This window comes from Neisseria sp. P0022.S010, assembly GCF_051956635.1.
The window spans coordinates 1-2,730 of the sequence record NZ_JBQCXF010000403.1 but is presented as its reverse complement, the minus strand read 5'-3'; the positions used below and the strand labels follow the sequence as shown (position 1 = coordinate 2,730).

Sequence of the window (2,730 nt, the reverse complement as noted above, 5' to 3'; positions counted from 1 at the left end):
GCCTGAAACGGCGTAAAATCGCACTAAGTTTGTATTTCTTCAACCGTTTTACTACTTGTAAAGAGAAAAATCATGTTCTTCAAGCATATCGAAGCTGCTCCTGCTGATCCGATTTTAGGTTTGGGCGAGGCGTTTAAAGCCGAAACCCGTCCGGAGAAAGTCAACCTCGGTATCGGCGTGTACAAAGACGCAACCGGTGCGACGCCTATTGTCAAAGCTGTCAAAGAGGCTGAAAAACGCCTGTTGGAAAGCGAAACAACCAAAAACTACCTGACCATCGACGGCGTTGCCGACTACAACGAGCAAACCCAAATCCTGCTGTTTGGCAAAGACCACGAAATCATTGCCAGCCGTCGTGCCAAAACAGCGCAAAGCCTTGGCGGTACAGGCGCATTGCGTATTGCCGCCGAGTTTGCCAAACGTCAGTTGAACGCGCAAACCATCTGGATTTCCAATCCGACTTGGCCTAACCACAACGCCATCGCCAAAGCAGTCGGTATCCAAGACAAATCTTATCGCTACTATGATGCCGCCAAACACGGTTTGGATTGGGACGGCATGATTGAAGACTTGAGCCAAGCGCAAAAAGGCGACATCGTCCTGCTGCACGGCTGCTGCCACAACCCTACCGGCATCGACCCTACGCCCGAACAATGGGAAACTCTGGCAAAACTTTCTGCCGAAAAAGGCTGGTTGCCACTGTTTGACTTTGCCTACCAAGGCTTCGGCAATGGTTTGGAAGAAGATGCCTACGGCTTGCGCGTGTTCTTGAAACACAATACAGAATTGCTGATTGCCAGCTCTTATTCCAAAAACTTCGGTATGTACAACGAGCGCGTCGGCGCGTTCACTTTGGTGGCCGAAGATGAAGAAACAGCAGCCCGCGCTCACAGCCAAGTCAAAACCATCATCCGTACCTTGTATTCCAACCCTGCTTCACACGGTGCGAACACCATTGCGCTGGTGTTGAAAAATGATGATTTGAAAGCACAATGGATTGCCGAACTCGATGAAATGCGCGGCCGCATCAAAGCCATGCGCCAAAAATTTGTCGAGCTGCTCAAGGTCAAAGGTGCAACCCAAGACTTTGATTTCATTATCGAACAAAACGGTATGTTCTCTTTCAGCGGCTTGACCCCCGAACAAGTCGACCGTTTGAAAAACGAGTTTGCCATTTATGCCGTCCGCTCCGGCCGCATTAATGTTGCAGGAATTACCGATGACAACATCGACTACCTGTGCGAAAGCATTGTGAAAGTTTTGTAATTGTCGAATTAAAGGCAAAGGCCGTCTGAATCATTCAGACGGCCTTTATTTTTGGCTGTCGAAGTTTATCTGGCAACTGCGCTCATTCCCCAATAAATCATGGCATAGCGCAGCAGTTTGCCTGCAATCAGAATGATGGCGCAATGCAAAGAATTGAGCCTGAGCCAGCCTGCGGCAATGGGGAGGGCATCGCCGATAATCGGCAGCCATGCGAACAATAGCGGCCAAATCCCCCATCTTTGTATACGCGCCAATACTTTTTCAGACGGCCTTCTCTTGGCCGGAAACATTCTGCCCATGTAATACGAAACCATACTGCCCAAGCCATTCGCCAAACTGGCACACAAACATGCGCCGAGGGCATGTTGCGGATATTGGTACACAAATGCGGCATATGCCGCCTCGGATGTGCCTGGAAGTAGTGTGGCTGAAGTGAAAGCAGAAGCAATCAAGGCTAGGTAAGCGTAAAGTAGGGACATTTTTTGAGTTATATCAATTAGTATTGTAAAAAAGAAATAGCAGGATTTAAAAGGAGATTATGCCTATATTTTTCAAAGTATAAAAATATAAAACCAATATTATTTAATTTTTTAAAATTAAACGGCTGAAAGGTAATGTAGTCAGATGTCAGAAAATAGTTTTCAAAGTAACGAAATATCAATATGATACTGTCGGCTGTTAATGGGTGTTAAGCTTAATGAACTGCTTCAAGCTCATTTTTTAGCGAGTCTTAACAAAACGAAAGGCAAATCATGTCTGTGCATTCACAACAAAATCATACTCCTGCACTGGTCGTCCTGACCACGCTCTTCTTCATGATGGGTTTCATTACCTGCATGAACGATATCCTGATTCCGCATCTGAAAGATATTTTTGATCTGACTTATGTTCAGGCGATGCTGATTCAGTTCTGCTTCTTTACCGCTTACGCGATTATGTCGATTCCTATGGGTTATTTGGTCGGCAAAATTGGCTATAAAAACGGTGTGATCGGCGGTTTCTTATTGACTGCTATCGGTTGTCTGTTGTTCTATCCTGCCGCCGGCAGCCATTCTTATCCTACTTTCTTGGGTGCGCTGTTCATTTTGGCTTCAGGTGTAACACTGTTGCAAGTAGCGGGTAACCCTTATGTGACTTTGCTGTCCAAACCAGGTAAAGAATCTGCAACACTGACTTTGGTTCAGGCATTTAACTCTTTGGGTACGACCATTGCTCCGCAAATCGGCGCATTCCTGATTTTGGCTGATGCGACACAGACTGTCAGCAAAGCCGAGCAAATTTCTTCCGTTCAAATTCCGTATTTAGGGTTGGCCGGTTTACTGATTATTTTGGCTGTGTTTGTCAAAATGATTCGTTTGCCTGATGCGCGTAAAATTGCCGAAGAAGAGAGCGAACATAACCATGATGGCAAACACAGTGTTTGGCAATACCGTCATTTGGTTTTTGGTGCGGCCGGTATTTTCT

Annotated in this window: 3 protein-coding genes; 2 read left to right on the top strand and 1 reads right to left on the bottom strand. The window is 46.2% G+C overall.

The genetic code is table 11. The annotated features are described in order from the left end of the window. Positions 1-72 precede the first annotated feature (72 nt). Entirely contained in the window at positions 73-1,266 is a 1,194-nt protein-coding gene (locus tag ACTHUT_RS17345) for an amino acid aminotransferase (protein ID WP_440419196.1), read from the top strand. Between the two features lie 65 nt (positions 1,267-1,331). On the opposite strand, the gene ACTHUT_RS17340 is transcribed toward ACTHUT_RS17345, so the two are convergent. Then, positions 1,332-1,745, bottom strand: a complete 414-nt coding sequence (locus ACTHUT_RS17340; protein ID WP_440419195.1) for a YqaA family protein — start codon at positions 1,743-1,745, stop codon at positions 1,332-1,334. 273 nt (positions 1,746-2,018) lie between these two features. Between ACTHUT_RS17340 and ACTHUT_RS17335 the strand changes: the two genes are divergently transcribed. Next, a partial coding sequence (locus tag ACTHUT_RS17335) for an MFS transporter (RefSeq protein ID WP_440419193.1) occupies positions 2,019-2,730 on the top strand: 712 nt, incomplete at its 3' end.